The 26828-nt window shown below is 32.6% G+C and carries 23 protein-coding genes; 11 read left to right on the forward strand and 12 right to left on the reverse strand.

The window, feature by feature from the left end; genetic code table 11:
• Positions 1 to 18: 18 nt before the first annotated feature.
• Positions 19 to 1026 carry an acyltransferase family protein gene (locus HMPREF3241_RS05745; RefSeq protein ID WP_002495592.1) on the reverse strand — a complete coding sequence of 336 codons (1008 nt, stop codon included), beginning with the start codon at positions 1024 to 1026 and terminating at the stop codon, positions 19 to 21.
• A gap of 153 nt (positions 1027 to 1179) precedes the next feature.
• Between HMPREF3241_RS05745 and HMPREF3241_RS05750 the strand changes: the two genes are divergently transcribed.
• Positions 1180 to 1599: a MarR family transcriptional regulator gene (locus tag HMPREF3241_RS05750; RefSeq protein ID WP_001831691.1), complete on the forward strand. Its 420-nt coding sequence runs from the start codon at positions 1180 to 1182 to the stop codon at positions 1597 to 1599.
• Positions 1600 to 1837: 238 nt separating this feature from the next.
• Here HMPREF3241_RS05750 and HMPREF3241_RS05755 read toward each other — a convergent pair whose 3' ends face one another.
• From HMPREF3241_RS05755 to HMPREF3241_RS05770, 4 genes are all read right to left on the reverse strand, one after another.
• Positions 1838 to 5845, reverse strand: coding sequence for an N-acetylmuramoyl-L-alanine amidase (locus tag HMPREF3241_RS05755; protein ID WP_070853527.1), 4008 nt, complete (start codon positions 5843 to 5845; stop codon positions 1838 to 1840).
• 239 nt (positions 5846 to 6084) lie between these two features.
• On the reverse strand, positions 6085 to 6507 hold the full coding sequence (locus tag HMPREF3241_RS05760) for a GNAT family N-acetyltransferase (RefSeq protein WP_032605991.1): 423 nt from the start codon (positions 6505 to 6507) through the stop codon (positions 6085 to 6087).
• A 558-nt stretch (positions 6508 to 7065) separates the two neighbouring features.
• A complete protein-coding gene (locus HMPREF3241_RS05765; RefSeq protein WP_002458054.1) occupies positions 7066 to 7536 on the reverse strand; it encodes a DUF2538 family protein in 471 nt (156 codons plus the stop codon).
• A 47-nt stretch (positions 7537 to 7583) separates the two neighbouring features.
• The gene (locus HMPREF3241_RS05770) at positions 7584 to 8822 is read right to left on the reverse strand and encodes an LCP family protein (RefSeq protein WP_002446140.1); all 1239 of its coding nucleotides are present in this window, start codon (positions 8820 to 8822) and stop codon (positions 7584 to 7586) included.
• Between the two features lie 801 nt (positions 8823 to 9623).
• On the opposite strand from HMPREF3241_RS05770, the gene HMPREF3241_RS05775 reads away from it, so the two are divergent.
• Positions 9624 to 10826 carry a serine hydrolase domain-containing protein gene (locus HMPREF3241_RS05775; RefSeq protein ID WP_070853528.1) on the forward strand — a complete coding sequence of 401 codons (1203 nt, stop codon included), beginning with the start codon at positions 9624 to 9626 and terminating at the stop codon, positions 10824 to 10826.
• A gap of 156 nt (positions 10827 to 10982) precedes the next feature.
• Here the strand turns inward: HMPREF3241_RS05775 and rihC are convergent, their stop codons facing one another.
• The 7 genes from rihC to folD form a co-directional block, all read right to left on the reverse strand.
• Complete coding sequence (gene rihC, locus HMPREF3241_RS05780; protein ID WP_070853529.1) at positions 10983 to 11891, reverse strand: ribonucleoside hydrolase RihC; 909 nt, start codon at positions 11889 to 11891, stop codon at positions 10983 to 10985.
• Positions 11892 to 12071: 180 nt separating this feature from the next.
• Entirely contained in the window at positions 12072 to 12362 is a 291-nt protein-coding gene (qoxD, locus tag HMPREF3241_RS05785; RefSeq protein ID WP_002446143.1) for a cytochrome aa3 quinol oxidase subunit IV, read from the reverse strand.
• Complete coding sequence (qoxC, locus tag HMPREF3241_RS05790) at positions 12359 to 12964, reverse strand: cytochrome aa3 quinol oxidase subunit III (protein WP_001831738.1); 606 nt, start codon at positions 12962 to 12964, stop codon at positions 12359 to 12361. Before qoxC ends, qoxD begins: the two co-directional genes overlap by 4 nt.
• Positions 12954 to 14942: a cytochrome aa3 quinol oxidase subunit I gene (qoxB, locus tag HMPREF3241_RS05795; RefSeq protein ID WP_002446144.1), complete on the reverse strand. Its 1989-nt coding sequence runs from the start codon at positions 14940 to 14942 to the stop codon at positions 12954 to 12956. The genes qoxC and qoxB overlap by 11 nt, the downstream gene beginning before the upstream one ends.
• Positions 14942 to 16066, reverse strand: coding sequence for a cytochrome aa3 quinol oxidase subunit II (qoxA, locus tag HMPREF3241_RS05800; RefSeq protein ID WP_001831736.1), 1125 nt, complete (start codon positions 16064 to 16066; stop codon positions 14942 to 14944). The genes qoxB and qoxA overlap by 1 nt, the downstream gene beginning before the upstream one ends.
• Before the next feature lie 536 nt (positions 16067 to 16602).
• Positions 16603 to 16920, reverse strand: coding sequence for a DUF5011 domain-containing protein (locus tag HMPREF3241_RS05805; protein WP_001831741.1), 318 nt, complete (start codon positions 16918 to 16920; stop codon positions 16603 to 16605).
• A gap of 373 nt (positions 16921 to 17293) precedes the next feature.
• Positions 17294 to 18154: a bifunctional methylenetetrahydrofolate dehydrogenase/methenyltetrahydrofolate cyclohydrolase FolD gene (gene folD, locus HMPREF3241_RS05810; RefSeq protein WP_002457465.1), complete on the reverse strand. Its 861-nt coding sequence runs from the start codon at positions 18152 to 18154 to the stop codon at positions 17294 to 17296.
• Between the two features lie 204 nt (positions 18155 to 18358).
• On the opposite strand from folD, the gene purE reads away from it, so the two are divergent.
• Genes purE through purN form a run of 9 tightly spaced genes read left to right on the forward strand, consistent with a single transcriptional unit; the run spans position 18359 to position 26828 of the window.
• On the forward strand, positions 18359 to 18841 hold the full coding sequence (gene purE, locus HMPREF3241_RS05815; RefSeq protein ID WP_002446146.1) for a 5-(carboxyamino)imidazole ribonucleotide mutase: 483 nt from the start codon (positions 18359 to 18361) through the stop codon (positions 18839 to 18841).
• A complete protein-coding gene (gene purK / locus HMPREF3241_RS05820; protein WP_070853530.1) occupies positions 18828 to 19955 on the forward strand; it encodes a 5-(carboxyamino)imidazole ribonucleotide synthase in 1128 nt (375 codons plus the stop codon). The genes purE and purK overlap by 14 nt, the downstream gene beginning before the upstream one ends.
• A complete protein-coding gene (gene purC / locus HMPREF3241_RS05825) occupies positions 19956 to 20660 on the forward strand; it encodes a phosphoribosylaminoimidazolesuccinocarboxamide synthase (RefSeq protein ID WP_002446148.1) in 705 nt (234 codons plus the stop codon).
• Positions 20660 to 20920, forward strand: coding sequence for a phosphoribosylformylglycinamidine synthase subunit PurS (gene purS / locus HMPREF3241_RS05830; protein ID WP_002446149.1), 261 nt, complete (start codon positions 20660 to 20662; stop codon positions 20918 to 20920). The genes purC and purS overlap by 1 nt, the downstream gene beginning before the upstream one ends.
• 1 nt (position 20921) lies before the next feature.
• Positions 20922 to 21593, forward strand: a complete 672-nt coding sequence (gene purQ / locus HMPREF3241_RS05835) for a phosphoribosylformylglycinamidine synthase I (RefSeq protein ID WP_002475236.1) — start codon at positions 20922 to 20924, stop codon at positions 21591 to 21593.
• Positions 21586 to 23775, forward strand: a complete 2190-nt coding sequence (gene purL / locus HMPREF3241_RS05840; protein ID WP_070853531.1) for a phosphoribosylformylglycinamidine synthase subunit PurL — start codon at positions 21586 to 21588, stop codon at positions 23773 to 23775. Before purQ ends, purL begins: the two co-directional genes overlap by 8 nt.
• Positions 23754 to 25238, forward strand: coding sequence for an amidophosphoribosyltransferase (purF, locus tag HMPREF3241_RS05845; RefSeq protein WP_002446152.1), 1485 nt, complete (start codon positions 23754 to 23756; stop codon positions 25236 to 25238). Before purL ends, purF begins: the two co-directional genes overlap by 22 nt.
• Positions 25231 to 26262, forward strand: a complete 1032-nt coding sequence (gene purM, locus HMPREF3241_RS05850; protein ID WP_002446153.1) for a phosphoribosylformylglycinamidine cyclo-ligase — start codon at positions 25231 to 25233, stop codon at positions 26260 to 26262. The genes purF and purM overlap by 8 nt, the downstream gene beginning before the upstream one ends.
• Entirely contained in the window at positions 26262 to 26828 is a 567-nt protein-coding gene (gene purN, locus HMPREF3241_RS05855) for a phosphoribosylglycinamide formyltransferase (RefSeq protein WP_002446154.1), read from the forward strand. The genes purM and purN overlap by 1 nt, the downstream gene beginning before the upstream one ends.

A 26828-nucleotide genomic window follows, 5' to 3' on the forward strand; every position in this document is an offset into this window, starting at 1 on the left:
GAATTGTTTTATGAAATTTTAACTTTTAAATTGAGAAGATCTTTTTAAATTAATGAACGGATTCGTCCATTTACAAACCCATTTTGAAGATAATATTAATACAATCACAATTGCAGTGATAAATAAATAAAGATAGGTAAAGATAGAAATCTGATCCTTAAATGGATATAGACCGAACCCGCGAATGACTCCTATAACGATACCGTGTAATAAATAAACAAACATTGTGCGCTGTCCTATATAGGTATAAATACGCTTAGTTTGTGGCATTAGATTTAGAAATGCACACATAGTTAAAAGTATAATGACATAGAGTAATAAGCGTTTAAGAGGACTATAAACATCCTCTCCGTTACTTTCTAAAGAAGTATAAGGTGTACTTCCTAATAACCAATCTCCATTAATAGGATGGATTGTATATCCTATAAAGAAGGTAATCAAAATGATAATAGAAATGGGAATCCATTTTTTATTTCTAAGTTTTTCGGTATGTGATTGTGTAACCAAATGTCCTATAAAGAAGATAGGGAAGAACACAATGGTTCTTGATATACTCATATAACTGTCGATATTGCCAGAGAAACCAGCTAAAACAGAAACAAGTATGGATATGAATAGTACAATATACGGATTATACCTTCTCACTATAACTAAAACAACGTGAAAGAAAAAAAGGGTGAGTAAAAACCATAATGCAAAAACTGGATTAAATGGATCTAATTGAATTGCATCTTCTTTACCAGTGAAATAGTAATAAAGTGAGAAAAACGCAAAAAATATTACATAAGGAAGAAGTAATTTTTTTGCAATTTTTTCTAAATAGTTAGGTTTATCTAAATTCTTAGCAAAGTAGCCTGAGATAAATAGAAAGGTAGGCATATGAAAGCTATATATTAATAAATATAAAGCTTGTAAAAATTTATCTTCAGATGTATAAGGTTGTAATAAATGTCCTAATACGACTAGAAATATCAATATTGCTCGAGCATTATCGAAAAAATAATCCCTATCTTTGATGGCTGTCATAAACGCTCTCCTTTTTTACAATTTAGACATACTCTAATGTAGTATAAAAATAGGTAATGATGCAACGAATTTGTGTAATGTGTATATTTGTATTGTATAATTTATAAATAAGGCATATAATATTATTAACTTAATATAGTGGAGTAGAACAACATGTATAAACAACTTGAAAAACTTATCACACTAACAAATAATGATTTGAATTTAGTTAATAGACGCTTTGGTCAACGAACTGACATTACTTCTGAACAATTAGAGTTACTACGTATTTTATATAATTATGATCGTTTATCTCAATACGATTTAACTATGAAGATTAGTAGGGAACAATCAATTGTATCAAGATGGATTAAAAAGTTAGTACAAAAAGGTTATATCATGAGTCAACAATCTCATGAAGATTTACGATGTAAAGAACTGATATTAACTGAAGAAGCAAGGGCTTTAATTCAGCAAATCAACACGGCGAGATGCGAGTTAATTGAAGCGAGATGTCAATGTTTATCTTCAGACGAAATTGCAAGTTTAAATCAATTATTAAACAAACTTAATAGTAGACACATTTTCATCTGATATATATCGGTTTTTAATTATGATGTTAAGTGTAAAATACATTCAATTATATATAAACATATAAAGCTAAGCAACTGAATTGTAATATTAAATTACATATAAGTGTGCTTAGCTTTTTTTATTTGAAAAAGTTTAATATTTAGCATCTGTCATATTCGAAGCAGTGACATGATAAATAATCATCAAAAAAGTAGGCAGCTCTACTTTCATTAACTATGAGAGCTGCCTTACTTCATATTTATTTGTATGTTGGAATTTCGAAGTACTTACCGACTTCACCAATTTTATCATAAAATTGTTTTAATACTTGTGCGTTGACATTTGCCCAATTAATATCAGTTGCATATTGATGCGTACCGGGGTTTGCAGGATTCCAACGCATTTTATATAGCGTATTTTGTCCTGCTTTCACGTATGAATTTCCAATGAATTTAGCGCCACCAATGATTGCTTTAGAGACAGAAGTCCATCCAGCATTTTTAGCGTATTTAATACCATCTACAAGTGCATTATTGTCGAATGCACCAATTCCAAAGACATTATGGTATTTGTGACCTGTTTTAGTTGTGAATTTACCTTTTGAAACATCTCCGCCTTTAGCAAGTTGTGAAGTTCCATTACCTGTTTCTACTAAAGCATGTGAGATAAGATAAATTTCATTTAGACCATACTTACGTGCTGCTTGGCTAAATACAGCACCTTGGTTTTCAAGTACACCTTTGCCTTTTAATAATTTATTGAGAGCTTGTGCTGACAAGTATTGTGGTTGATCTAAACGTAAGAATTGATATTTTAAGGATGAATCATTAGCTAAACGCTTTGTATCCATAGCATTTTTAATTTGACTATAATTGGCATTTGACCATTTCCAAGCCTCATTTTGTACTTGTGGTTTATATTTAAGACGAGATTGGATATTTATCGCGTTATTTAAAGTCATTCCAGTATATGCATATTTAATTTTTTCTTTAACTAAGTCAGTTGATTTTATCCAAACATATTTACCGTCTAAAAGTTGTCCATAGTACCATTTTACGCCATTAATATTTTTTTGCTTAATGACTGTGAAAGTTTGTTCATAATATGGTTTTAAAGAATATCGGTTTGCTTTTGTTGGATCCATATAGAAATAACTTTTACTATTATTGATAACAAAAGTATAGTTATATGGTGTTGCCTGAGCGTCAGTACTGTTTTGGATTAAATCCTTAGCAGCAATCCATCCTGTTCTGTTATTGACTGTTCCGTAAAGATATAAATCTTTGCCAACGTAAACAGCTTTGGAAGCATTAAATGCTTGATTGGCTAGCGTATTAGGTGCTAGTAATTGTTGGTTTTTAGTACCCCAAGCAATAGAATATAGACCATTATTTGTAGGTTTTACTGAATATTTACCTATAGACTGAGTTTGTTTTCCAATATTTTGAGTTGTCACATCATTAATGTTTACCCATCCTAATGGCGTATTACTTGTTCCATCTTGAAGTAGTACATACGTGTTATTACCTTCAGTACGTTGTTTATTGATAAGGAATGTACGGTTTGCGTATTTCGTACCACTTTTGGCTGTTTTATCATATACGGATGCTCTTATTCCAGAATTATTAGCTTTCACTTGAGCAATTTGATTTACAGTTTGTGTAGATGATTGTACTTGTTTAGGTGCTGGTGTTGATTGAGTAGACAAAGTTTGAACTTTTGATGGTGTAGTTAAATAGTATTTACTAATCCAACCAGATTTACCGTTCACTGTACCATAAAGATATGTTGCTTTATCAATTTGTTGTTGTTTAGTTGCTTTAAAAGTTTGATCGCCTTTACCAGAAACTGTTCCAGCCACTTGATTATATGTGCCCCAAGGTACTGTGTGGAATTTAACACCAGGTTTAACGTTGTATGTTTGATTGATTTTCACAGGTGATTTAGCTGTATTGTAAATGACCTCATCTTGTTTTACCCAACCATAATTTGTACCAGTATTATAATCACCAACAAGATAGAATTTTTTATCACCAAGTGTGGCAGCTTTTGTTACTGACAATGTACGTTGGATTTGATCTGTTGTCTTTCCTTTAGTGTCATAAACTGTAGTGTATAAGCCACTATTTTTTGCATTGATTTGAGCAACACCATTATTGTTAGTCACTGTTAATTGGTTATTTGTTGAAGGTTTAGTTGGATTGCTAGGTTTAGATGCTGAAGTTAAGTAGTATTTACTAATCCAACCAGATTTACCATTCACTGTACCATAAAGATACGTCGCTTTATCAATTTGTTGCAGTTTAGTTGCTTTAAAAGTTTGATTTCCAGTACCAGATACTTTGCTAGCAACTTGTTTTGGTGTACCCCAAGGAACTGTGTAAAGTGTTGACCCTGCTTTAACATTATATGTTTGATTCACTTTTACTGGTGCCTTAGCAGTGTTATAAACAACATCACCTTGTTTAACCCAACCGTATTTTTTTCCGCTATTGTAGTCTTCAACTAAATAGAATTTGTTATTTCCTAATGTTGCAGTTTTAGTAACGGATAGTGTTTTTTGTACTTGATCAGTCTTATGACCTTTACTGTCATAAACAGTTGTATATAAGCCATTATTTGTTGGTTTAATTTGAGCAACACCACGATTAGCAGATACAGTTAACTTATTATTAGTTCCTCCTGATGGTTTAGAAGGTTGTGACGGTTTTGTAGATGTTGTGCCCCAAGGTGCTACTTGACCCGTTTTAATTAAATATTTTTCATAAATTAAGTCATATAATTCTGCATAGCTATAATTGTGGCTTCTTAAATATTGGTGAGGGTCAGCGTGGTCAGTACCTCCTAAGAAGTTAGAGATAGCAGCATGTGTCCAAACTGTTCCTCTTCCATCGTTTTCAGCGCTATCAGGTTTTAAATTATAATATTGCAATTGTGTTGCAGCATAATCAGCGTAGTTGTTCATTGAACGTGCAAATGAATCATAATCATGTGTATGGACGATTTCAACATTGATAAAACGTTGATTTCCGTAAGGACCTGCACCCCAAGATAAATAGTCTGTCGGAGCTGTTTCTATAATTCTATTGCCATCAACAAATGCGTGTACGAATGCACTGTTGTAATTACGTTTCATGAAGGCAATCTCGCCATCGATTGTTGAGTTATCATTTGCAGTATCATGAACAACGATACCTTCAGGACGTCCTACGCCGTTTCTATAGCCATATTTAGGGAAATATGACGTATAATCTTCTTCAATTCTTGGTGCTTTCATATTCTTTTTACGAATATAGTTATTTATTGAAGAATTAACCTTTGGTGTGTATTTCGGTAATGATGATGTTTTTTGACTAGATACAGAATAAACTGTTCTCGGTTGAGCAGTTGCACTAAATGGGGTAAATTGCTTTGTATCTATAGTCGCTTGATTAGATGCTGTTTCTTTTTTTGCAGTATTAGTTGTTACACGTTGAGCTGGCTCTTTATATTTATATGAAGTAGTTTGTTTAGATGTAGCATTCACATTGTTTAATGATACAGGCTCTAAATGGTCTGTTGAGCTATCATCGTCTTCATCATCGTAATCAAAATTATAACCAGATGCGTTTGTATTTGATACTTTAGGTGTAACAGTTTCATTTTGTTCAGAAGTTACTTGCTGACTTTTTTGTTGGCTTTCATTATCATTAGAAGCAGTTTGAGTTTCAATTGCTTGATTTTCGGAAGGTTGACTTGCTGTCATCTTCTTGTCTTGTTGTTCAGTACCCGCGTTAGCTTCTAAATCTTTCTCATTTTCATCTGCTACAGATTGTGTCTCCTGTAATTGATTCGTATCAGTGGATGTTTTATCTTCTTGTGTCAAATCATTTGTTTCTTCTTGTTGATTTTTTGTAGAAGAATTCGTTTGATTTTGATTCGCATCATTTATTGATGAAGATTGTTGATTTTGATTTGATGAAATTTCATTATAAGTACTCATTTCATCTAATGATGCATCATATGTAGTACTTTGTGTATCTTGTTCAGGTTGAACTTGGGTAGGGTCTTGATATGTTTGTGTACCAGATACATTTGTAGTTGATTGTGTAACTTCGCTTTTAGCTTTTTCTGCTTGTTTTAGGGCAGTTTGATCATCTAATACATTTTTATGATTAGACTGATCCTGTGGTTGTTCAGCAGCATTTGCTTGATGTGCAGTAAAAGCTGTGCCAAATAACGTTAAAGCAACCATAGACGGTAATTTGTAATTGAATTTCTTCGCCATTTATTTCTTACTCCTCGCATTAATATGATTTGTTTCAATTATAATCTTTAAGGCTTAACACTGTATGGCTTTTAACATATTTGTAATGTAATTTTAACCTGTGCCTCAAACAGAAATATTGTTTTTTATGCTGTGAACATTGCCAAATCACTATTTACGTTTATTATAAGCTTGTAAGCTACATAAAGATTATTACAATTTTTAAAATTGCTAAGTTTGTATATAGAATGTAAATCGATTTATAAAAACTTATTCATACTAATATGTTTTATATTTTCTTCTAAGAATACTTTGCCAAAAGGTGAGTAACCTAGTTTTAAGTAAAAGTCTCGAGCTTGTAATTGAGCATTCATAGTGAGTTTATTATATTGGTGTTTTTTTGCAATTGTTTCAATAGCATGTATTAATTTTTTACCGTAGCCAAGACCGCGATACCACTTGATGATTGCTACGCGTTCAATTTTGCAAACATGAGTATTCAAAGATCTAATTCTAGCAGTTGCCATAGGAACTCCATTTATATATCCCACTATATGGAATGAGTAATCTTCATATTGATCAAATTCATTTTCGAGTGGTACGCCTTGTTCCTCGACGAAAACACACTTTCTTATTTCAAAGCAATCCTCTAGCATCCTTTTGTTTTTTGCTATTTGAAACACAGTATCACCTCCATTTTCACTGGTTTTCCCTTTAAAAATTATTTTAACCATATTGAAAATGAAATAAAGCAGGTTCATTATAAATTCATAATTAGTTCATCACCAAAAAAAGAATGAGTCCGGTACATATCGTGAAATATCATTTGCGGGGATAAGTACTGAAGTTTCCTTGGTAAATTAAGTTGAGTCATATTATAGTCTTTATACATTAGGTATCTTATTAATTTTGTTTAATGGTATTTATTAAATTATACGAAAGGGCCTTATTTTTTTAGTATTTCAATGTTAAATTACATGGTAAAGGCAAAATATTTTGGCGAGACTCTTGAGGGAACAAGACAAGTTGAAGACTACAGACTGAAGCTGTCCCCTAAGAAAGAGAGCCAACAATACGAAAAGTATTATAAATAAAGAAGCCAGTAAATGAATTTACAAAAAACTCATTTACTGGCTATTTTGTTAGGAATTATGTCCTAACCTCACTCTGATAAATAGAAAAATATATAATTTATAAACCAAATAATTAAAAAACGATACGTTTATTACTAATTGATAGTATTATAAAGCCTCTTTTCTAACGATAGCGCAGTATTGCCAAAAAATACGTAATTGGGCAATATTCCAATTGTTCATGCCCATAGTAAAACCTGAAGGCTTAAATATATTTACATCAGTCACTTCCAAAGCGGCTGCAATAAGATATTGAAGGGGTACACTGATACTCTTCATGGTATCAGTGAGCCCATTTTCATCATAAACCCAGGTAAAAGGTAAATCAGACTCAAACACATCAACCTTATTAAATATTTCAGGTAAAGCAAGAATGTAGCATGCGCCATCTACAACGGGATTATCTAAACTATCCTTGTAGTAGATCAAAAGCGCTTCATAATTTTCTCTGTGTTCATGGTTTACATAGAAAAATTCATTCCTGAATAATGCCATATCTTTACTATGAATGATTTGTTGTTCAAGTACGTTGAACATACCATTTATACTAGCAATTTTTTCATATGTTTTACGACTCATATTTGCGCTCCTTTTAAGTATATTTACCACATAAGTTTATATAGCTTTTATTGTGCGTAAGGATAATTGTCATTATTTATCATACCATTTTCACCATTGTCCTGATTGTTGTATTGTTGATTTGGATACTGCTCGTTCCCGTTTAAAGTATTTTGGTCTGTTTGTTCGTTAGTTTGATCTTCTTCATCATTATTTTGTGATGAAGAAGAAGACTCTTTCTGACTATCAGTCGATTCCTTTTGGTTCTTACGCAATAAGTCTTCATCTAATTCTGTTAGGGGTACGAGTGAACCATATCGTTTAATGACTCTTTGATCTAAGAAATCGTTTTTGTTTGTTATTTTAGATAAACCTAAATCATTACGTAAAAGATTTGAATATTCCATAATACTTTTTACGCTTGGGTGGTAATAGTATATATCATTTAAGTAGTCATCCTTACCTTTAAGTTGTGATGTTTTAATTTCAGTGTTACCACCAAGATACATTTTTGCTAGAGACTTAATTTCTTTCTGAGTTAAATTATGTTTAGCATTTTTCCCTACAATACTAATAACATTGTCAAGTTTATCTATAGAATTTAAATTTTGAGCTTTTTGGAACAATATTTTAATAAGTTCCATTTGTCTTTGACCACGTTTAAGGTCTGAATCATGATGTCGAGTTCGAGCTACAGCTAATGCTTGGTCGCCGTTTAGCTTTTGGTATCCTTTTTTGATTTTAATTCTACCAGTATCATCACTGTTAGGTTCATTTAGATTATACGGTACGTCATAATATATACCACCTAATTCATCAACTGCTTCAACAAAGGCTTTCATATTAATACGCACATAATAATCTACCGGTACATTCATTGTTGCTTCAACTGAATCCATAGCAGCAAGAGGTCCACCATATGCATGCGCATGTGTTATTTTATCGTAATAGCCAACTTTAGGTATATAACTGATTGTATCTCTAGGTATGCTTAGCATTCTTATTTGATGCTTTTTCTGATTAAAAGTAGATAATATCATAGCATCTGACCTAGAATGTTCTACACTTTGCCCGTTTTTTTCTCTACCTTCATTATCGTCTATACCTAAGAATAAAATTGATATAGGTTGTTTTTCAGGATCAACTTTTGTATCTCTTAAAGTAGACTTTCGTTGAGAATCTTTAGTGTTTTGAGATGACTCAAATGCAGATTCTGAACTTTGATATAATTGAGTAGCAAAAATAATTGGAACAACGAGGAGACCAAAAGATAATAATATTAAAAAATATTTTAAAAATTTGTTCATTGTTAGTACTCCTAGTTAAATTTTAAATATTTCACAAATGATTGATACATAAAAAGTTATGATTTATTAAGTACACTATAGCCTTAAATTGTATTACTTTATTAATCAAATTACAACTCTCATCAACATTTTATTATTACAAAATATTATTGATGAATGATTATAACATTGAGTTAAACAACTTATTGCTTAACTTAATTTTCATATAGTACCAAAGTACTATAGATTTATTTTTAAATAAGTGTATTATCTAATTAAAGTGATTTGTTTATGGCTTTAAGTTATAATAAACTTTAGCTTAATAGCTATAAACATTGTTATAACAAAGCGCAGACGGATTAGTTGTTCATAAAATATATCTGTAAGTAATATTCTTTAATTACGAATCTTAAATCTGATGATCAAAAAAGTATTTATTAATTAATATAGTAGTTAGATATATTATAACGTTCTTGAACAAGTATGTGTATTCATTGACGTTATGAATATCATAATATTAGTTGCATTGTAATTATTAAAAGTAACTGGATATGTCAAAGATAACCAGAGCATTATGAATTTACAGTTAAAATATTTAAAACTTTCTAATCGGTTAAGTGTAGTCGTGTAATTAAATAAAAAAGTCATTACCATTTTAGCTAGGAGTATATATAAGCATTTATTTTAGATATCTCATCAGGTAATTATTTATTCAAGTATTTTGGGGTTTAACCTTAAAAATGATAACGAATAATATATTGACATATGATGTGAATAGTCAACAAAATTTTAAGACATTAAAGTGTGAGGCAAACAATAAAGATGAAATTAAATAAATTTAAAATCGTATTTTTTATTATCGTATTATTAACTTTAGTCGTGTCAATAGGTATATTAGGTGTTGAATGGACAAGACACCTAGAATTAAAAAAACAAACGTTAAGTCAAGAAAGTGGAAATACGAATTATATTGAAAAGAGAGATAAGACTGTTGAGAAGCCTAAAAAACTAAAAACTAAATATGATAAAAAAGATCTCATTTCTAAATCGATAAACAAATATTTAGAAAAAACTCAATTTAATGGAACTGTAGCTGTATTTGATAATGGAAAAGTGAAAATGAATAAAGGATACGGTTATCAAGATATAGAGAAAGGTAAAAAGAACACTGCAAATACAATGTATTTAATAGGATCAGCGCAAAAATTTACAACAGGTTTAATGCTAAAGCAACTTGAAGTCGAAAATAAAGTGAATTTGCAAGATTCAGTCACTAAATATATTCCTTGGTTTAAAACAAATAAAGAAATTACAATTAAAGATTTAATGTTACATAAAAGTGGACTATATAAATATGAAGCTTCAACTAATATCAAAAATTTAGAACAAGCTGTTAGAGCAATTCAAGCTCGAGGTATTGATGATACAGTTTATCATAAGCATCAGTATAATGATGCTAATTATTTAGTTTTAGCTAAAGTTATTGAAAATGTTACTGGAAAACCATATGTTAAAAATTATTATGAACGATTAGGTAATAAATATAATCTCAAACATACTGCTTTTTATGACGAAAAACCTCTTCAAAGTGAGATGGCAAAAGGTTATAAGTTTAAAAATAATACTTTTTCATTCCTTAAACCTAATATATTAGATCAATATTATGGAGCTGGTAATTTATATATGACGCCACATGATATGGGCAAATTAATTTATACATTGCAACAAAATAAAATCTTTAATGCGCGTCAAACTCGACCTATTTTACATGAATTTGGGACTCAAGAATATCCAGAAGAATATAGATATGGTTTTTACATAACTCCGTATTTAAATAGAGTCAACGGGGTATTCTTTGGTCAAATTTTTACTGTTTACTTTAATGATCGTTATATTGTCATTTTAGGGACGAATGTAAGTAATACACCTGGATTAGTAAGTAATGAAAACAAAATGAGACATATTTTCTATAATATTCTTGACCAGAAAAAGCCTTATAATACAGCAGGTGTTAAAGTTGAGTAATTGTAATTTTGTTAATAATGGATTAGACTCGTTATTTTTTATTTACAAGGTTAGTCTTCAATAAATTATATATAACGAATGCCCGGGACTTCAATGTGAAGTGTAACCGGGCATTTGTTATATGATTAATAAAATAACATTCAAATTGCAATTTAATTATTTACAATAAGAAAGGGCGTTTAAGAATAAATCCTCATACTGTCTTTCAACAGGACTTAAAACAACTGTACAATTGGGATACTCCGTATTAAAATCTACCACTGTGGCTCCTCTTGTAAAGTTGCCATTTAATTCTATTTGAGTATACGCCTCCTTGACATTAAAGGCTTCTGGATCCAACAAATATAATATAGTGAATACATCGTATAATTTGAATCCTATATCAAAATCTTCACTCTTATAGTGCTGAAATAAATTATATAACATGCTTGAAGTTGCATTTGTATCTTTGAAGTCTTTTACAAAATGGTGAGTAAACAATGCTTCACGAGCCAAATCAAGACCAATCATAGTCAAAGGTAATCCAGAGTTAAATACAATTTGAGCAGCTTCTGGATCACAATATATATTAAATTCAGCTAAAGGCGTTACATTGCCTCTACCGGTACTACCACCCATTAAAACAATTTCCTTAATAAATGGTTGAACTTCAGGATAACTAGTTAATAGAATAGCAATATTTGTAAGTGGACCTATGGCAATCAAGGTTAAAGGTTCTTGAGTATTTACTAATAGATTTTTCATTGCTTCAACTGCATGAATCGATGTTAAATCATCTTGATTTATTTGTGGAAAATTGTAACCATCCATACCAGACTCACCATGAATTGATGTAGCTCCAAAAATGTCATTAATCAATGGTTGGGATGCGCCTCTATGTACAGGAACAGAACTATTAAAAAACTTTTTAAGCTTTAGTGCATTTGCTGTCGTTTTCTCAATACCTACATTACCATTCACAGTTGATATCATTTTAACGTCAAATTGAGGGTGTGACAGTGCGATACTAATTGCTGTAGCATCATCTATACCAGGATCTGTATCAATTATAATGGGAATAGACATATCATCATCTCCGTATATCGTAATAATTAAAGCATAACATGGTATGGGATTGTTACGATATAAAAAAAGCCTGAGACTTAAAAGTCTCAGGCTCTTTGCATATAAGGTGGAAATGAATCAATAAAGAACAAATATATTCAAATTCATTCTTTATTGAAATCAACCTTAGGAAACTCATCTTTATAAGTGAGAAGAGTGTCCACCTTGCATTACCCAATATGTTCCAATAACAGTTATTAAAGTAATGATAATTGCAAAGATAACTTTGAACGATTGTAAACGTCCATCTTTACCTTCAGTTAAATGCATGAACATTAATAATTGAAGGGCAGCTTGAATGAAAGCAAAACCAAAGATGATAGTTACCTTAGCATGGAATGTCATATTAGTGTATAGAGTTACAAAAACTGCTAAAAGCGTTAGTACGATAGAAGCAATAAAACCTACTGTATGTTTTACGATTGTATTCATCCGCTATACACCATCCCTATCATATATACGGCAGTAAAGATGAAGACCCAAACAACATCTAAGAAGTGCCAGTATAAACTTACTATAAATAATTTAGGAGCATTGTATGAATCCAAACCACGAGTTCCGATTTGAATTAACAAACAAATAACCCAAACAATACCTAATGATACGTGTGCACCGTGCGTACCTAGTAATATAAAGAAACTAGACCAGAAGGAGCCAATAGTTGGGTTAACACCTTCAGAAGCATAGTGTGCGAATTCGTAAATTTCAAAACCTACGAATACAAGACCTAGGATAACTGTGATAATCATCCAAAACATCATTAAGTTTTGCTTTTCTTGTCGCATGTAGTAAATTGCAATACCACAAGTATAAGAACTAATTAATAATGCAAAAGTCATTATTAAAATCAAATGTAATTCGAATAAATCGGTAGTTAATTTACCACCATATCCGCCACCATGTTGTAACGTTAATAACGTTGCAAATAGGGTACCGAATAACGCAAATTCAGCTGTAAGGAAAATCCAAAAGCCAAGTTTATTTAATTCGCCTTCGTGTGTACGAGAATCAATAGTATTTGCATCATGACTCATGACTTACAGCCTCCCTTTCTTTAATTCGAGCTTCTCTTAAACGAGCTTCAGTTTCTGCAACTTCTGAAGCAGGGATGTGGTAACCATGATCAATTTGGAAACTTCTCCAAATCATAGTAATGAAAATACCTGCTAAACAGATAAGTGCTGGAACAATAGATTCGAAGATTAAGAAGAAACCACCAATAGTCATAAATATACCCATCCAGAATCCTACTGGAGTATTGTTTGGCATATGAATATCTTTGTAGTTATGGTTGTCTAAATAATGACGACCATGTTCCTTCATATCAACGAATGTATCGTAGTCATTCCAATCAGGAGTGATAGCAAAGTTGTATTTAGGTGGAATAGCTGATGCTGTAGACCACTCTAAAGTACGACCAAGTCCATCCCAGTTATCTCCAGTAGCTTCACGTGGAGCTTTGATATGACTATAAACGATACTTGCAACTAGGAATAAGAATCCAATTGCCATCAATAATGCACCGATAGTTGAGATGAAGTTTAGTAACCACCAACCATCAGAAGGCATGTAAGTGTATAGACGACGTGGCATACCATCTAAACCTAGAATGAATTGTGGTAAGAAACAAACGTTAAATCCGATCATGAAGAACCAGAAGCACCATTTGTTTAATGTTTCATTTAACTTGTAGCCCATCATTTTTGGATACCAGAAGATTAAACCAGCTAAGCAGGCAAATACTACACCAGTAACCAATGTATAGTGGAAGTGAGCTACTAAGAAATAAGTATTGTGATATTGATAGTCAGCTGATGCCATTGCAAGCATTACACCAGTAACCCCTCCTAATAAGAAGTTAGGGATGAATGCTAATGAGAATAGCATTGGTGACTCAAATGTAATTCTACCTTTATACAATGTGAGCAACCAGTTAAATAGTTTAACTCCGGTTGGAACACCGATTAACATTGTTGAGATAGAGAAGAATGAGTTAATTAACGCACCATTACCCATAGTGAAGAAATGGTGAACCCAAACTAAGAAACTTAAGAATGCGATACCTGCAGTTGCCCAAATCATACTTTGATGACCGAATAAACGTTTACGGGCAAAAGTAGGGATGATTTCTGAGTACATACCGAATGCTGGCAAAATAACGATATAAACTTCAGGGTGCCCCCATACCCAGAAGAAGTTTGCCCAAAGCATTGGCATACCGCCATTTGCTACAGTGAAGAACTGAGTTCCAAAAATTCTATCAGCAGTCATTAAAGCAAGTGCTACAGTGAACACTGGGAATGCTAATATAACGATTAATGTTGTAATGAATGTTGTTACACTGAACATTGGCATTTGCATAAACTTCATTGTTGGCGTTTTACATCTTAGAATCGTAACAAAGAAGTTGATACCAGTCATTAACGATCCGATACCAGATATTTGAATTGCAATTAAATAATAGTTAACACCTGGACCTGGACTGAATTCACCAGCAAGTGGTGCGTAGTTAGTCCAACCAGCAGCTGGTGATCCACCTACAATAAATGATAGGTTGAATAAAATCATACCAGCGAAGAATAGCCAGAAACTAACGTTATTCATTACAGGAAAGGCAACATCGCGTGCACCAAGTTGTAATGGAATAACAACATTCCATAAACCAAAGATAAATGGCATAGCCATAAATATAATCATAATTACGCCGTGCGTAGTAAATACTTCATTATAGTGGTTTGCTTCCAAGAATTTATTATCTGGAATTGTTAATTGAGTACGTAACATCAACGCATCGATACCACCACGAACGAACATTAATACGGCAGAAATTAAATACATGATACCGATTTTTTTATGGTCTACGGATGTGAACCATTCTTTATATAGATATTTCCATAATTTGAAATAAGATATAACTGCTATAAGGCCGATGACTAAGAATGGCGCAGCAATTTGTGCTGAGATAATCATCCAATTTCCTTTAACTAGTAGTTGATCCCATGGAAAATTCATTAATGTCCACCTCCATGATCATCGTGTTCTTTTTTGTGAAGTTTAGACGCATTTTCGTCTTTTGCTCCCTTAGAAATTTTTTCCATTTCTTTAGAGTTATGATCCTCTTCTTTTTTGAACTCATTATCGTATTTTTCATTGTTGCCGAGAATCATAGGTTTCATACCATGACGTTCATAGTTAGGGTTTGTTATATGAACCTTACGTGCAGGTTTGATTGGTTTATCTTTTACATCTTTGTATAAATCCTCTTCAGCTGTGAAGTTAGGATCTTTTTGTTCAAAGTTGTAACGTTTGTAAGCGTAGAAGATATACTCTGGATCAGCCGCAGGGTCAACAAACGCCATATGAGTACCACTGAATGTTAATTCTTTGTTAGAAGTGCTTGGTAAGAGTTGCTTATCAAAAGTATCTTGACTTAAAGTTTTCTTACCTTTAGCTTCTTTTACCCACTTATCAAAATCATTTTGACTTACAGAGTGAACTTTAAATGTTTGACGAGAGAATCCCTCACCATTGAAGTTTGAGTTACGACCTCTGAAAGTACCTAATTGATCAGCTGTTAAAGTCCAATTCATAGTCATACCAGTCATGGCATATTTCTGACCACCTAATTGTGGAATCCAGAAACTTGTCATTGTATCCATAGATTGAAGCTTGAATACAACTGGTCGATCTTTAGGAATTGTTAATGTGTTAACAGTTTCAATATGTTGATCAGGGTAGGCAAAGAACCATTTATAGCCAGCACTTACTGCATAAACGACAAGTGGATCTTTGTCTTTTTCTGGTGGTTTTTCATAATCGTATAAAGTTTTAACTGTAGGAATAGCTAAAGCAATTACGATTAAAATAGGTACCACAAACCAAATTGTTTCAATTAAAGAATTGTGGTGCATCTTACCAGATTCGCTATTCTTTTTGTAGCTATATTTAAAAATAAAAATAGCGAACATGGAAAGCACTACAGCAACAATAACAAGCATGAAGATTATTGAATAGATAATCAAGAATTTTTGACTGCTTGCTACTGGCCCTTTTGCATTAAAAACTTCTATATTTGAACAACCACTAAGTAAAATTAGTGTGCCAAATAATAGAAGCAAAGACTTAAATTTTGACACTTTTTTTGACCTCCTAATACTACAAATGTAGGGCTTACCAATAATTTTAGTTTATTACACAATATTTACAAGAGTATGTTCAAAAAAAATTACTTATTAATATAATTGATGTCTGTTAGTCCTAGATATGACGGGGTTTGTAAGATTTGTTAAAATTATGTGTACATTTTGTGAAAATAGACAAATTTAGCAAAATTACATGTAATACAACACATTATTGATAAATCTTATCAATTAGATACAAAAAAGGAATATTACTTATAGAAAAATATAATCTTATATAGCAAGAATTAAGTAGAAGAATTTGTCTATAAGATGTGTCTGATTTTAGGTAGGCTAATATTTGGATATATCGTTTTAGTTTATTGATTGAATGTTCTCTTAAGTGATGCATAGTCATATGAAATAATTTCTAATTACAAAAATAAACGCTTATACAATTCATTTTTGTATAAACGTTTTCGTAATTTATATTTCATTAAAATGTATAATAGGTAGAAATTAAACAAAGATTATGTGTGATTAAGAGGAGAGGTTCATTTTACTTCAATATTTCTTATAGAAGTTTTTTCAGCACCATCAGAATCGGTAACTTGGTATTTCACTTTATACTTACCTGCTTTGGATGTATCAACTTGACCATCAATTTTGATTTTATGAGTAAGATCGCCGTCTTCTTTATCGTAAGCACTTATGCCTTTAAGTAAATTATATTCTTGTCCTTTTTCAATAACGATATCGTTAACACCTTTTAATTGAGGTTCAGTATTAGTAGTGGCTTCTGCATTTAAATTGGGTGTCACTAATGTAGCTGAAACTCCAAGTGCTGATAATGACTGTAGTAATTTGTTCATAACTTAACCTCCGTGTATTGAATCATCTATAATTTAAGTTTAATATACCCTATTTTTATTTTGCCGACATCATACTATGGTCTTAATATAACTTAATCAACATAAAAATTAAATCCTTTTTTATGAAAATTTGATAAAGATTATGTAAATTGTGAATTGTTTGAAAACATTTACTGAAATTGAATTCGAAGTTTAGAGCTCAATTAATAAGTATTGTGAATTAGACGAAAATTCGTTGTTATATTAAATGATTGATAAAGAAAAAATAGAATAAAATTAACTCATAAACTTATGTTCAACACATTTATGAGTTGGAAGTAAGACAGAAAAAGTCCATGACTACGTATTCATGTCACGGGCTTTTTCACTGATATTATTTTGTTAAGCCACGTCTTAATTTCTCTGCAAGAAGGGTATTATTAAGTACCATTGTAATAGTTAAAGGACCAACACCACCTGGTACCGGAGTAATTGCACTAGCTATTTCTTTTACTTCATCATATGCTACATCTCCTTTTAATTTACCATTTTCATCAGGTGTATTACCAACATCTATAATTACTGCGCCTGCTTTAACATTTTCTTTAGTAACTAAACCAGGTTGTCCTACTGCGCTAACAATCACATCTGCTTGTTTTAAGTGTGCATTCATATTTTTTGTACGTGAATGTAAAATCGTAACAGTTGCGTTAGCTTGCAACAATAACTTTGAAACAGGTTGGCCAACAATATGACTACGACCAATAACAACTGCATTTTTTCCTTCTAAATTAATATCTGCGTGTTTTAAAATTTCCATAATACCTAGGGGTGTACATGGTACAAAGGTTTGCTCATCAATATACAATTTTCCAATATTTATTGGATGGAAACCATCTACATCTTTGTTCGGATTGATAGTTTCAAGTACTTTTTGTTCGCTTACCTGTTTAGGTAATGGCACTTGAACTAAAATACCACTAACAGTATCGTCATTGTTTAATCGATTAAGTTCGCTTAAAACTTCTTCTTCTGACGTGGATTCGTCTAAGTGAACAATTTCAGATATCATTCCAATTTTTTCTGCTGCTTTTTTCTTTGATTTTACATAACTTTGGCTTGCACCATCATTACCAACTAATATGACTGATAATTTTGGAGTAAAACCATGTTCTTTTAATTCATTGACTTGATTTTTAAGTCTCTGTCTATATTCTTTTGCTATTTGCTTACCATCTAAAATTTTAGCAACCACCTTAAATTCCTCCTAATTGTTAATTAATATCTTAACTTTAACATTAATCAAAAAGAAAATGATAGTCAAAATACGTAAATTAATATTTAAATAAGTGTTAAAGTTCGATTTTTGATTGAAAAATACCGAATGGATTGTTATGCTATATGTGTAATATACAACTATTCCTAATAACAATCCAAAAGTTTCGAAAGGGTGTACAAAGTGAAAGTAGCAGTCATTATGGGCAGTTCCTCAGATTGGAAAATTATGAAAGAAAGTTGTTCGATGCTTGAAGAATTTGAAATACCGTACGAAAAGAAAGTCGTTTCAGCTCATCGTACGCCTCAAATGATGTTCAATTTCGCTCGTCAAGCACGTCAAAATGGTTTTGATATCATCATTGCCGGTGCAGGGGGAGCAGCACACTTACCTGGAATGGTAGCTTCCATGACAACATTGCCTGTGATTGGTGTACCAATTGAATCTAAAAGTCTAAAAGGTTTAGATTCATTACTATCTATCGTCCAAATGCCTGGTGGTATACCAGTTGCAACCACAGCAATTGGAAAATCAGGTGCTAAAAATGCTGGGATATTAGCGGCAAGAATGTTAGGAATAACAAATGAATCAGTTCAAAATAATTTGGAAAATTATGAAAAATATTTAGTCGCAAAAGTGGAGGAAATGCAAAATGAACTTCAGTAAACTTAAATTTGGCGCGACAATAGGAATCATTGGCGGAGGGCAGTTAGGAAAAATGATGGCTCAGTCTGCTCAAAAAATGGGTTATAAGGTGATTGTCTTAGATCCTAATGAAGACTGTCCTTGTCGTTATGTCGCACATCAGTTTATTCATGCAAATTATGATGATGAGCAAGCCTTAAATCAGTTAGGTGAAAATTCTGATGTTGTTACTTACGAGTTTGAAAATATTTCGTCTGAACAATTAAAAAAACTCACTCAGTTATATCATATTCCTCAAGGTTACCAAGCTATTGAACTATTACAAGATAGGCTAACCGAGAAGCAAACATTACTAGAAGCAAATACTCAAATTGTTCCCTTTATACAAATTCAAACTAATCAAGACTTATTAAAAGCCATAGACAAATTAGGCTTTCCGTTCATAGTGAAAACACGTTTTGGTGGATATGATGGTAAAGGACAAATTTTGGTAAGAGATGATTCGGAATTAGACGAAGCATATCAGTTAGTTGAGAAGCAAGAATGTGTTGCTGAACAATATCTTGATATTAAAAAGGAAGTATCTCTTACAGTAACAATTGGAAATGAACAACAAACAACATACTTTCCTCTTCAAGAAAATGAGCATCAAAATCAAATATTATTTAAAACAGTCGTTCCGGCAAGAACTGATAAAGAATATGAAGCACGTAAGGAAGTTGAGAAAATCACTCGCGCAATACATTTTGTTGGAACCTTTACAGTAGAATTCTTTATTGATAAAGAAGATAACTTATATGTAAATGAAATTGCACCTAGACCACATAATTCTGGACACTATTCTATAGAAGCTTGTGATTACTCACAGTTTGATACACATATTCTAGCCATAACTGGTCAAAAACTTCCGCAAGCTATTGAATTATTAAAGCCAACAGTAATGATGAATTTATTAGGTCGGGATTTGGATTTGCTTGAAAATGAATTTAGCAGACACCCAGATTGGCATATTCACATTTACGGTAAGAAAGAAAGAAAACCTGATAGAAAAATGGGACATATGACTTTACTGACGGATGATGTCAATCAAACAGAACAATATATGTTAATGAAATTTGAAGGGAGAGACAAGTAAGTGTCATTGTTATATGAAGGTAAAGCTAAAAGAGTATTCACGACAAATATTGATGGTCAATTACGAGTTGAATATAAAGATGAAGTAACAGCAGGAAACGGTGCAAAAAAAGATACTATGATTGGCAAGGGTAAGTTAAATAATCAAATTACTTCTATTATATTTGATTATTTAACTCATAATCATATTGACAATCACTTTATTAAACAACTATCACAAACAGAACAACTCGTCCAACAAGTTGATATTATACCTTTAGAAGTAGTTGTTAGAAACATTGCCACTGGTTCGATAACAAAGCGTCTTGGTTTTAAAAAAGGGCATAAATTTGAAGAACCTTTAGTAGAATTCTTCTACAAAAAAGATGAACTTAATGATCCGCTTATTACTGATGACCATGTAAAATTACTCGGCATAGTGAACGATGAAGAAATAACACAACTTAAACAAATGGCTAAAGACATTAACCAAGTACTGATTCAATTGATGAATGAAATGAGTTTGAGACTTGTAGATTTTAAGGTTGAATTTGGTAAAACCAATAGTGGAAAAATTTTACTTGCAGATGAAATCTCTCCCGACACTTGCAGAATATGGGATAAAAATACGGATACTAACTTTGATAAAGATGTATATAGAAACAACACTGGCTCGCTTATTGAAACTTATCAAACATTTTTAAATAAATTGGAGGATCTTAAATAATGAAAACGATTGAACTACATATCACTTTACAACCACAGGTTTTAGATACACAAGGACAAGCTTTAAACCGAGCAGTTCACGATCTTGGTTATGAACAAGTGAATGACATTCGAGTAGGTAAAGTTTTGTATATGACAGTTAATGAACCAACTGACGAAGCTGTTGATAATATTATTACGACACTAAGTGAAAAGTTATTTGCCAATACAGTCATTGAAGAATATAGCTATAAAGTTATTGATGAAAAGGAGCAAGCATAATATGAAATTTGCAGTTCTTGTGTTCCCTGGTTCAAACTGCGATAGAGACATGTATAATGCAGCTATTAAATCAGGTGTTGATGCAGCATATGTCGATTATCGTGAAACGACTTTAGATGGTTTTGATGGTGTTTTAATACCTGGTGGTTTTTCATTTGGTGATTATTTGAGATCAGGAGCTATGGCAAGTGTTGCTCCGATTATTAAAGAAGTTAAGCGATTTGCGAAAGAAGGTAAGCCTGTTTTAGGAGTATGTAATGGGTTTCAAATTTTAACTGAGATTGGATTGTTACCAGGCGCATTACTTCATAATGACTCACATTTATTTATTAGTAGAAACGAAAATTTAAAAATTACTAATAATCAAACACCTTTTACGCATTTATATATGAAAAATGAGAATGTTGTTTATCCTGTAGCACATGGTGAAGGTCATTATTATTGTACTGATGAAATATATCGTGAACTCAACGACAACAATCAAATTATCCTTAAATATACGAATAACCCTAATGGATCTTATGAAGATATTGCAGGAATAGTTAATAAAGAGGGTAACGTTTGTGGGATGATGCCACACCCTGAACGCGCACTTGAAACATTGTTAGGAACAAATAGCGGTGTGAAATTGTTTGAATCAATGGTGAAAAGTTGGAGGGAACAAAATGTCTAAATTTATTGAACCAAGTAATGAAGAGATTAAACTTGAAAAACTTTATCAAGATATGGGATTAAGTGATAAAGAATATGACAAAGTGGTTGAAATTCTTGGTAGAGAACCCAACTTCACAGAAGTAGGAATTTTCTCAGTGATGTGGAGCGAACATTGCTCATATAAACATTCTAAACCATTTTTAAAACAATTTCCTACGACAGGAGAGCACGTATTAATGGGACCAGGAGAAGGTGCAGGTGTTGTAGATATAGGCGATAATCAAGCCGTAGTATTTAAAGTCGAGTCTCACAATCATCCATCTGCAATTGAACCTTATCAGGGTGCGGCAACTGGAGTTGGAGGTATTATTAGAGATATTGTTTCAATTGGTGCTCGTCCAATTAATTTACTAAATAGTCTTCGTTTTGGTGAGTTAACTGTAAAACAAAATCAACGATTACTTAAAGGTGTTGTAAGTGGTATTGGGGGATATGGAAACTGTATTGGCATTCCTACTACGGCTGGAGAGATTGAATTTGATGAACGCTATGATGGTAATCCATTAGTCAATGCTATGTGTGTAGGAATTATTGATCATGATATGGTCCAAAAAGGAACAGCTAAGGGTGTTGGTAATTCCGTTATATATGTAGGTTTAAAAACTGGGCGTGACGGTATTCATGGCGCAACATTTGCATCTGAAGAACTTACTGAGGAAAGTGAAAGTAAAAGACCTTCAGTACAAATTGGTGATCCATTTGTAGGCAAAAAGCTAATGGAAGCAACATTAGAAGCAATTACCTTTGATGAACTAGTAGGTATACAAGATATGGGAGCAGCTGGTTTAACTTCATCTTCATCTGAAATGGCAGCTAAAGGTGGTAGTGGTTTACATTTAAGACTTGATCAAGTTCCAACAAGAGAACCAGGAATTTCCCCATATGAAATGATGCTTTCTGAAACACAAGAAAGAATGCTGTTAGTTGTAGAAAAAGGTACAGAACAAAAGTTTTTAGATTTATTCAATAAACACGAACTAGATAGTGCAGTAATAGGCGAAGTAACAGACACTGACAGATTCGTGCTTACATACGATGATGAGGTGTATGCAGACATTCCTGTGCAACCTCTTGCTGATGAGGCACCAGTGTATATTTTAGAAGGAGAAGAAAAGGAATATAATACATGTAAAAACGATTACAGCAATATAGATGTACATGATACGTTTATCAAGTTATTACAACACCCTACAATAGCATCTAAACATCATTTATATGAACAATACGATCAACAAGTAGGAGCAAATACAATTATTAAGCCAGGTTTACAAGCTTCAGTTGTGCGCGTAGAAGGAACACAAAAAGCTATTGCTTCAACTATAGATGGTGAAGCACGTTATGTTTTCAACCAACCTTATGAAGGTGGGAAAATGGTTGTTGCTGAAGCCTATCGAAATTTGATTGCAGTAGGGGCGACACCATTGGCTATGACTGATTGTCTAAACTATGGTTCTCCAGAGAAGAAAGAAATCTATCAACAATTAATAGATTCAACAAAAGGGATGTCAGAAGCTTGTGAAGTGCTTCAAACTCCTGTAGTTTCAGGAAATGTTTCATTATATAACGAGACACGTGGAACCTCTATCTTCCCTACACCTGTCGTAGGAATGGTTGGTCTTATTGAAGACGTGAGCTATCTAAAAGAGTTTAAACCTAAAGCAGGAGATAAAATTTATTTAGTTGGTGAAACACGTGATGACTTTGGTGGCAGTCAATTGGAAAAATTGTTGTATGGATCAGTTAATCATGAGTTTGAATCTATTGATTTAAGTGATGAAATTTCAAAAGGAAAATCAATCAAACAGGCTATTCGTAATGGCATTGCATCTCATGTACAAACGGTTGGTAAGGGAGGCTTATTAGTTACTTTAGCTAAAATTAGTGCTCATTATGATTTAGGTATGCAAGCTCAATTAGATGTGACCAATGCACAATTATTTAGTGAAACTCAAGGACGATATATTGTGATCGTTAAAGAAGGGCAAACGTTGGATATAGATCAAGCTCAAGAAATTGGGCAATTAACTCATCAGCAGTCATTTGATATATCAAACTCAGACGTAAAAATAAAAGAAAACGTTTCAGATATCAAACAAAAATGGGAAGGGGCTATAGTTCAATGTCTAACTACTCAGGATTAAATGAAGAATGTGGCGTTTTCGGTATTTGGAATCATCCTGAAGCAGCACAGTTAACATATATGGGTCTACATAGTTTGCAACACAGAGGTCAAGAGGGTGCAGGTATTGTAGTTTCAAATCACGAAACGCTAAAAGGTGAACGAGGATTAGGCTTATTAACTGAAGCAATTAAAGACGAACATATGTCAAATATAAAAGGTTATCCACATGCGATAGGACATGTTCGTTACGCAACCTCTGGTAATAAAGGCATTGAAAATATCCAACCATTTTTATATCACTTTTATGATATGAGCGTAGGTATATGTCACAACGGTAATTTAATTAATGCTAAATCACTACGTCAAAATTTAGAAGAACAAGGTGCGATTTTCCATTCTTCTTCTGACACTGAGGTCATTATGCACTTAATTCGTCGCAGTAAGGCGCCGACATTTGAAGAAGCATTGAAAGAGAGTTTGCGACTCATTAAGGGTGGATTTACTTTTGCAATCCTAACAAAAGATGCATTGTACGGTGCAGTAGATCCTAATGCTATTCGACCATTAGTAGTTGGAAAAATGGAGAACGGTGCTTATATTTTAGCAAGTGAAACATGCGCGATTGATGTTTTAGGTGCTGAATTTGTACAAGATATCCATGCAGGTGAGTATGTAGTTATTACGGATGAAGGTATAGAAGTTAAGACATACACAAGACAAACGACAACTGCAATATCAGCTATGGAATATATTTATTTTGCGAGACCTGATTCAACGATTGCTGGAAAAAATGTTCATGCAGTACGAAAAGCATCAGGTAAACGTTTAGCACAGGAAAACCCAGCAAAAGCAGATATGGTAATAGGCGTACCTAATTCATCATTATCTGCAGCAAGTGGCTATGCTGAAGAAATAGGACTGCCATATGAAATGGGACTAGTTAAAAATCAATATGTTGCTCGAACTTTTATACAACCTACTCAGGAATTAAGAGAGCAAGGTGTACGTGTAAAACTGTCGGCTGTTAAGGATATTGTTGATGGTAAAGATATCGTACTTGTAGATGATTCGATTGTTCGAGGTACAACGATTAAACGCATAGTTAAAATGCTTAAGGATTCAGGAGCTAACCGTATTCACGTAAGAATTGCTTCTCCCGAATTTATGTTCCCTAGTTTTTATGGTATTGACGTATCTACAACAGCTGAACTCATCTCAGCAAGTAAGTCTCCAGAGGAAATTAAAAATCATATTGGTGCAGATTCTCTTGCTTATTTAAGTGTTGATGGCTTAATCGAGTCTATAGGACTTGATTATGATGCGCCATATCATGGCTTGTGTGTAGAAAGTTTTACAGGTGATTATCCAGCAGGACTTTACGATTATGAAAAAAATTATAAAAAGCATTTAAGTGAACGTCAAAAATCATATATAGCTAATAATAAACATTATTTTGATAGTGAGGGAAATTTGCATGTCTAAAGCATATGAGGAATCTGGTGTAAATATTCAAGCAGGATATGAAGCAGTTGAGAGAATAACAAGTCATGTTGAACGTACATTGCGTAAAGAAGTATTAGGTGGTTTAGGTGGATTTGGTGCAACATTTGATTTGTCCCAATTAAATATGAAAGCGCCAGTTCTGGTATCAGGTACTGACGGTGTGGGTACAAAGTTAAAATTAGCAATTGACTATGGAAAGCATGACACAATTGGTATTGATGCTGTCGCAATGTGTGTAAATGATATTTTAACAACAGGTGCTGAGCCTTTATACTTTTTAGACTATATTGCCACGAATAAAGTAGTGCCAAGTACCATAGAGCAAATCGTTAAAGGTATAAGTGACGGTTGTGAACAAACCAATACGGCACTTATAGGCGGTGAAACTGCTGAAATGGGAGAAATGTATCATGAAGGTGAATATGATATTGCTGGTTTTGCAGTAGGCGCTGTAGAGAAAGAGGACTATATTGATGGTTCGAATGTTGAAGAAGGACAAGCAATTATTGGTTTAGCTTCAAATGGTATTCATTCCAATGGTTATAGTCTAGTCAGAAAAATGATAAAAGAGTCAGGAGTTCAATTACATGATCAATTTAATGGTCAAACCTTTTTAGAAACCTTCCTTGCACCAACAAAATTGTATGTAAAGCCTATTCTTGAATTAAAGAAACATGTTGATATCAAAGCGATGAGCCATATTACCGGTGGAGGTTTTTATGAAAATATTCCGCGTGCCCTTCCTAAAGGTTTATCAGCAAAAATAGATACACAATCATTCCCAACGTTAGAAGTCTTCGATTGGCTTCAAAAACAGGGCAACATTTCAACGAATGAAATGTATAACATATTTAATATGGGCATTGGATATATAGTTATTGTTGACAAAAAAGATGTTCAAACAACATTAACAACGTTACGTGCAATGGATACAACTGCATATGAAATTGGTGAAATTATAAAAGATGATGATACACCTATTCATTTATTGGAGGTAGAATAGTGACCAATATCGCGATTTTTGCCTCAGGATCAGGTAGTAACTTTGAAAATATCGTAAAACATATTCAATCAGGGCAATTGTCTGGTATCAATGTAACGGCATTGTATACGGATAATGAAGGGGTACCCTGTATTGATAGAGCTAAAAATTTAAATATTCCAATTCATATTAACAAACCAAAAGACTTTTCATCCAAATCTTTATATGAACAGCATCTACTTAAATTATTATCCAGTGAGGAAGTTCAGTGGATTGTATTAGCTGGTTATATGAGATTAATTGGACAAGACTTATTACAAGCTTATGAAGGACGGATATTAAATATACATCCCTCATTATTACCTAAATTCAAAGGTTTAGATGCCATAGGACAAGCGTTAGAGAGTGGAGATACTGTCACTGGATCAACTGTCCATTATGTAGATAGTGGGATGGATACGGGAGAAATTATTGAACAACAGCAATGTGATATAAAACCGGACGATACTAAAGTACAATTAGAAGATAGAGTAAAACATTTAGAATATGAACTTTATCCAAGAGTTATAGCTAAAATCATTAAATAG

This window comes from Staphylococcus sp. HMSC34G04 (genome assembly GCF_001838765.1).
GTDB classification, from domain to species: domain Bacteria; phylum Bacillota; class Bacilli; order Staphylococcales; family Staphylococcaceae; genus Staphylococcus; species Staphylococcus epidermidis.